This window comes from Microcoleus sp. PH2017_09_SFU_O_A, from assembly GCF_020738625.1.
Classification (GTDB): Bacteria; Cyanobacteriota; Cyanobacteriia; order Cyanobacteriales; family Microcoleaceae; genus Microcoleus.
Genome location: NZ_JAEQCF010000149.1, coordinates 1 through 6,666, shown reverse-complemented (window position 1 = coordinate 6,666; position 6,666 = coordinate 1). Strand labels below are relative to the sequence as shown.

The 6,666-nt window shown below is 48.8% G+C and carries 4 protein-coding genes; all 4 read left to right on the top strand.

Annotated elements, in window-relative coordinates; translation table 11 throughout:
• The first annotated feature begins 309 nt into the window (after positions 1-309).
• The 4 genes from JGK16_RS31740 to JGK16_RS31725 all read left to right on the top strand — a co-directional run bounded on the left by JGK16_RS31740 (position 310) and on the right by JGK16_RS31725 (position 6,509).
• Positions 310-774, top strand: a complete 465-nt coding sequence (locus tag JGK16_RS31740; RefSeq protein ID WP_293187058.1) for a Fur family transcriptional regulator — start codon at positions 310-312, stop codon at positions 772-774.
• 692 nt (positions 775-1,466) lie between these two features.
• Entirely contained in the window at positions 1,467-3,680 is a 2,214-nt protein-coding gene (locus JGK16_RS31735) for a hypothetical protein (RefSeq protein WP_293193857.1), read from the top strand.
• A gap of 53 nt (positions 3,681-3,733) precedes the next feature.
• The gene (locus JGK16_RS31730; RefSeq protein WP_293193855.1) at positions 3,734-5,668 is read left to right on the top strand and encodes a DUF3685 domain-containing protein; all 1,935 of its coding nucleotides are present in this window, start codon (positions 3,734-3,736) and stop codon (positions 5,666-5,668) included.
• Between the two features lie 349 nt (positions 5,669-6,017).
• Positions 6,018-6,509, top strand: a complete 492-nt coding sequence (locus tag JGK16_RS31725) for a CRR6 family NdhI maturation factor (protein WP_293193853.1) — start codon at positions 6,018-6,020, stop codon at positions 6,507-6,509.
• The last annotated feature ends 157 nt before the right edge of the window (positions 6,510-6,666 follow it).

Here is a 6,666-nt window from a genome sequence, read left to right as displayed (position 1 = left end):
TACCTTGGGATGGCCGACCACTCAATAGCGCAGGAAGTGAACTCTTTCATTGTAGCTAAAGATGGCTTTAGTTAAGTTTGGGTAAGTTTTACGAAGCAGTTAAGGCAATATTTTTGAGAAGGAGAATTTTTTGATGCGTGCTGGCAGCGGGCTAATCCGGCAACGACAAAAAATTCAATATCTTTGAGATTTTTGCCCTCTAGCTTCTAGTGTTGGGAAACCCTGCGTTAGAATTAAGCTATATATAGACAGGCGTGCAATGTATTGTACCAGTATAAAAAATCGAGCAGGCTTTAGAAGGCGGTAGCTGTGAAACCAATTCGTTCATTAGAAGATGCTTTAAACCGCTGTCAGGCTATGGGAATGCGCTTGAGCCGCCAGCGTCGATTTATTCTAGAGCTTTTGTGGGATGCAAAAGAACACCTCTCGGCTCGCGAAATTTACGATCGCCTGAACCAACAAGCAAAGGGGATCGGTCATACTTCTGTTTATCAAAATCTGGAAGCTTTGTCGAGAGAAGGGATTATTGAGTGCATCGAACGCTCGGAGGGACGCTTGTACGGGAATGTCAGCGACTCTCACTCTCATGTCAATTGTCTGGATACGGCTCAGATTCTCGACGTTCATGTGGAATTGCCGATCGACTTGATTGAACAAATCCAACAGCAAACAGGTGTCAAAATTGTAGACTACCGGATAGATTTCTACGGATATAGATCGGCAGAGTCAGCTACGGCAGCATCAACTGCTAGCGATACGCCAAAAGCTTCGTAAATGATGAGGCAGCCACTGTTAGAAGCAAAAGGGATATTTTTGCTGTGGCTGTTGAAGGTATAAAATGATTCAAATATTGATAGTTGCTCGATCAGGCCGAGGTACGTTGTTGGGCTTTAGCCCTCTTTACACATACCTCTAAAGAGGGCTAAAGCCCAACTACGTACCTTGAAACTCAAACTCGATCGGCAAGTTGGGCGATCGGGAAATAAAATGTAGCACTAAGTAAAAAAAATAGCTCTACCCTCTATACGTATAAAGTTGGGAGAAAATCCGGGTTTAGTACCCGCTTGATTTTTTAGTCGGACCGAATCGATCGAAATTTTGTGTAGCAACATTTTCAGAACCCTGGCAAATTTATCTGTGGAGTCAAGACGAAAATCGAAGATCGAAAATTGAAAATCGCTAGACTGACGGGGCTTTCTAATGTTTTTTCAGCTAAACTGCACCGGAAGCAGTGAATAATTGTTGGATAACTGGTATGATTTACGTGCTTCTTGAGCCTAAAATACTTGGAAGCAAGCAGTGGGGCTAGACACGAACCTCACTACAAAACGCCGTAAAGGGAAAAATTGCAAGTACCTTGAAGGAAATTCTAGATCTCCTTAACAGGAGTCAGAAGCCCACATCGCAATCGATGATTTGATGTGGGAGTGTCACGGAGAGAGCGCATTACAGGACAGGCTGAAGTAATGGCGAGACGACAATCTGACCAATTCCACACACCACCCAAATACAACCCATCCCCCAAACCGACGGCACAGTTGAGTGCAGAGGCGACAGGCGATGCAAGTTCCTCCCTCACGGCGTCGCCGAGGGAGGGGAAAAGAACTTTTTGGCAGTGGCAACTGATCTGGCTGAGTCTCCTGGTGGGATTTGGAGTAACGGGTGCCGCTGCATTTCTGTGGTTGCTGACGATGCCACCGCCACCGAATTGCCAGCAACTGTCGCCATTGGCGGCGGACGGAGAGCGACTTTACTGCGCTCAGCAAGCTGCTAAATCGGGCAAGCTAGAACAGCTAGAATCGGCAATAGGACTGGTGCAGGCTTGGCCGAAAGAACACCCGCTATACTCGCAGGGCCAACATTTGATCGGGGAATGGTCGAAAGCCATGCTCGCATTTGCCAGGGCAAAAATTGAGCTGGGCGATTTGAAGGGCGCTCTGGCGATTGTGGCAAAAATTCCGAAAACCAGTCCGTCTTACCCAGAGGTACAGGATGCTGTGACTGCTTGGGAAAAAAATTGGCAGGAGGGTCAAAAACTCTACGATACAGCGCTAGCAGCTTTGAAAAGTGAGGATCTGAGGAAGGCATGGGATTACGCTCAAGCTCTGTTTAAGCTGGAAAATATTTTCTGGAGTCAGAAGCGCTACAACGAGCTGATTCAGCAAATTTCTCTGGAAAGAAACGGCTGGCAGCGCTTGCAAGAGGCTAGAAATTTGGCGCAGGAGGGAACTCCGCAAAAGTTCGCTGAGGCGATCGTCCTGGCTCGCAAAATAGACCCGCAGCTTTTTGCCCGCGGTAAAGCAGAAAAGGAAATTGAGGGCTGGAGCCGGACTTTGCTGGCAATGGCGACTAAGCGGTTGAAGGGGAAAGACCTTCCGGGGGCGATCGAGGCTGCTTCTGTGGTGCCCCAAGATTCGCCACTGTTTGCGGAAGCTCAAGATTTGATGCAGTTGGGTAGGGCTCAGGCGGTGATGTGGAACCAGTCGGTATCGACGCCACTGGCACAACATATTTTTACTTTGCTCGAAGGGCAGGGGGCTGCTAGCCAAATTGCTCCTGGCCGACCTCTGTACAAGCAGGCTCAAGTTCAAGTTGAAAGTTTACAGGTGCAGTTTCAAGATTTACTGCGGCTGCAAGTGGCAAGCACGATCGCGAGTTTCGGTCAAATCGGGGCGCTTCAGATGGCGATCGAGCAAGCGCAAACCATCGGGCCTCGTCAGCCGCGGCGGGTTCACGCTCAAACTTTGGTGGCTACTTGGCGCCGCGAAATTCAGCGGATCGAAGACCAAGCTTTTGTGAACCTGGCGAAGCAGTTGGTAGCACCGGGAACGGTTGAAGGACTTAAGGGCGGCATTGCTCAGGTACTTCTGATCTCTCAAAACCGTCCCCGCAGAGTAGAGGCGCAAACTCTCCTGGCTCAGTGGACGAAACGCATAGAAGTTATTCAAGATCAGCCTTTTTTAGATGAGGCGATCGCCCTGGCCAAGCAAGGAAAACTGACCGCGGCTATTGACAAAGCTTCGGAAATTAAGAGCGGTAGGACTCTTTACGCTAAAGCTCAGGATAATGTCTATCAGTGGGTGAGCGAACTGCAAGTTGCTCAAGATCGTCCGATTCTCGATCGAGCTGCGGAATTAGCATCTCAAGGTAGTCTGTCGGCGGCGATTAATATGGCTTCCCAAGTCGGTTACGGTAGGGCGCTGCACTCAGAGGCAGCAGGTGCGATCGGGCGCTGGAGCGCCGAACTCAGAGCCAACACTGCGCCGCCGCCGGAGCCCGCTCGCGAGTACGCGCCGGCTCCGCAACAGGAAGAGTACGCGCCGGCTCCGCAACAGGAAGAGTACGCGCCGGCTCCGCGACAGGAAGAGTACGCGCCGGCTCCGGAGCCTTACTATCCGCCCGCCAGAGAAGAGGCTCCGGCTCCGGCTCCAGAACCTTACTATCCGCCCGCCAGACAAGAGGCTCCGGCTCCGGCTCCGGAACCTTACTATCCGCCCGCGAGGGAGCCGGAACCTTACTATCCGCCCGCGAGGGAGCCGGAACCTTACTATCCGCCCGCCAGACAGGAGGCCCCAGCTCCGGCTCCAGAACCTGCTCGTCCTCCGGCTCCGGCTCCGGAACCGGCGCCTTCGATTCCTCAGCCGGCTGGACCTCCTGATGCTAATTTGATCCCCGAGTAATTGGGTTTTAGGGGAGGCGCGTCTAACATCTCACATCTAAAATATAAAATCGAGTGAGTAATTTACAACTGCTGTCGATCGATCCCGACCCCATTTTCCGACTGGGGCTGAGAGTCGCCTGCGAGCAGTATCCAGACTTGGAAGTTGTCGCAGATGTGGGCACGGGAACCGAGGCGTTGGAGGTTCTGGAAGCTCGATCGACCGCCTCTCTCTGGGCCAAGAAGCCCGTTGATTTGGTAATTTTGGCTGTTGAGAGGTTAAGTTTGCGATCGGGTCTAATACAGACGCTGGCAGTTTGTGGCGAGTTCAAAAATTTGTACCCCAACCTACCGCTGTTGCTCCTAGGTGGGCCGCTCGCACCGGATCAGTTGGGGCAGTTACAAGCTGCGGGCGCGAAGGGCTATTGTCCTAAAGATAGAGATATTTCCGAGACAATAGAAGCTATTCGCGTGGTAGCATCCAGCGGCACTTATTGGCCGACAGATACGCCAGCGAACTCTCAAATAGAGCTAAATTCAGCGACGGTTAAAACAATAGAAAATTCCGCAGCCAATCCAGAAGAAAATGCTGAGAGTCTGACAATTGATACGCCCGTACACAAAAAAATTCTGGCTTATTTTTGTGTGTCTGGATTGCGAGAAATAGATGCAGCTTTGGCAATTGTCAAAGCTGATTTGGAACAGATCAAAGTGGCAGATTCGACAGACTTAGCCACTATTTTAGATGGGATTGTAGTCAGCGGGCGCCGCCGAGAATTGCTGGCTGCTCGTTGGATTGTCAGTCAGTTATTGGAAGTCCGAGGGAAGTCGGAAGAAGTCCGAGGGGAGAAGGAAGAGTCCGAGGGGAGAAGAAAGACGGGAGAAGAAAGAGGGGAGAGTTTGTGGGATAATTCTCAGTTGCAAGTCACGAATTCCCGAGGTTCGGGTCAATCTTTGGTGCTGACAAATAATTGGCAAGGCAGCTTGTTTGACTCGGTGGCTGCTAAATTGCAGGTGGATTTGGTGAATTTGACTGGCGTGCCTTTGGAGATCGATATTTTGCGATCGACCAAAAAGCACGAATTGATGAGTTCCATCCTGCGGAAGTTACGGGAGTTGCTGGAGGAATTGCGCTTGGGGCAAGTGCAGCAAACTCAATTTTCGGAAAAAATGCCTGCTATTTTGCGGGATTTGTGGGAAGCGACAATCGTAGATTTTTTTGGCAGATACTATACGCTGCAAACGGGAGAAAATCTGGTTGTTGACAGCAGTCAAACAAGCTTGAAACTACTGCCAGAAAGTCAAGGGGAAATCGCTGCTAATTTATGGGGCGGCAGCGGCGTAGAAGTGGTGCCGGTGCTGCTGGCAGATGAAACAGCAGTTGCCACGGAAATCCTTGATAAAATTCCGATGACAGTTGATTTATTTGCACATTTGCTATTTGAAATTCCCCTCACAGTTGACAATCTTTCTTGTGTTGCTGGCAGCCCGCAAGCGATGCAGCGAGCAGAAGCTTTGTTGGAAAATTTGGTAATTCAAGTTGCTAGCTCAGTGGTGCAGCCTCTGCTCAATAATTTTGCAGATATTGAGGAAATCAAGCAAACTTTTTACGATGGCAAGTTGATTTCAACACGAGAAATTGAGCGGTTTCGGAATGATTTATCGTGGAGATATCGCTGGGATAGCTATTTTGTAGAACCTAAAGCTATTTTTGAAAGCAGGTTTTGGCTGTTTGTGTTGGGCGATTCTGGAATTAAGAGAATTTCTATTTATGCTCCAAGAAATCTGGAGTTAGCACAGTTGTCTGGGTGGCAGTTGGCTTTAACTTTGGTGCTGGAAACTCGGGATGCGATCGCACCTAGGGTTCGCGCTGTTATTTCGCTGTTGGGTACTGCTGTTGTTTACGTTTTGACGCAGGTTATCGGGCGGGGAATTGGTTTGATCGGGCGGGGAATTATCCAAGGTATTGGCAATTCTTTGCAGGATAGCAAGTTTGGCAAAAATGGCTGAGGGAACAGTTGACAGTTGACAGTTGACAGTTGACAGTTGTCCGAGAAGGGTTAAAAACCGCAAAGCCTGCCAGAATTATTTCGTTTGTCCGAGGGGTGCATCTGGGTTTGGCAAATATGTTTGTAGGGGCGAAGCATGACCTCCGTGAATATGAGAGTATAACTAATAACTTATATGCGGTCATGCTTCTTCAGGCTTCAAAAACCAGAGGCACCCGAAGAGTGAACAGGACAATGTACGGGAGTGAACGGATTGAGATAAATCAGTATGATGAGAGATAATTGGTAATTGTTAATTGATGATTGATGGTATTATAGATAATGAATTAATGTTATAAGGTTGACTTTTTATGAGTATTATGATAGCGATTGATGCCGATCGCATAAACAGTTTAGATTTGTCTCCGGTGCGGACTGTTATTGAACAGTGGCTGGCCACAGGAGCGATCGCCCAAAACGAACAACAGGTACAATTTGAAATTGAGTATCCGCGCGAAGAATTAGATCCGCGAGAAATATCGGAACTTCCCGAAGTGCGGCTGTGGTTTATTCGCTTGGATGCTTGTTATCCTTGGTTGCCATTTTTGCTGGATTGGAAAGCCGGAGAATTGGCCCGGTATGCCGCGATGTTAGTGCCGCACCAATTCCACCGCACCCAAGGCATTCAGTACAATCCTGAAGCTTTGGAAATGTTTTTGATGAGCAAAATTTTTGTGTTGACTGATTGGTTGAACCAGCAGGGAATTCCGAGTAAATCGAAGTTGATGGCAATGTCGCAGATGTTTGGTTACGATTTGGATGATGCTTTTTTTGATGTCATCGTGCCTTATTCGGGTTTGTGATTTCCTGGATGAATCGGCGGTTAGTTGAAACTGGTTCCAATCACCTCGTATTTCAATTACCCGGCGGTTGAAACCGCGTCTACACAAACCAAACCCACCTCCGTGGGTTAAAGATTTTATTTGATAATTTTCCATCTCCGAATACCTTCTTCGTCCA

Excerpts from the sequence above, each read along its gene's own strand:
- JGK16_RS31735 (WP_293193857.1), top strand. The coding sequence starts at position 1,467 with ATGGCGAGACGACAATCTGACCAATTCCACACACCACCCAAATACAAC.
- JGK16_RS31725 (WP_293193853.1), top strand. The coding sequence starts at position 6,018 with ATGAGTATTATGATAGCGATTGATGCCGATCGCATAAACAGTTTAGAT.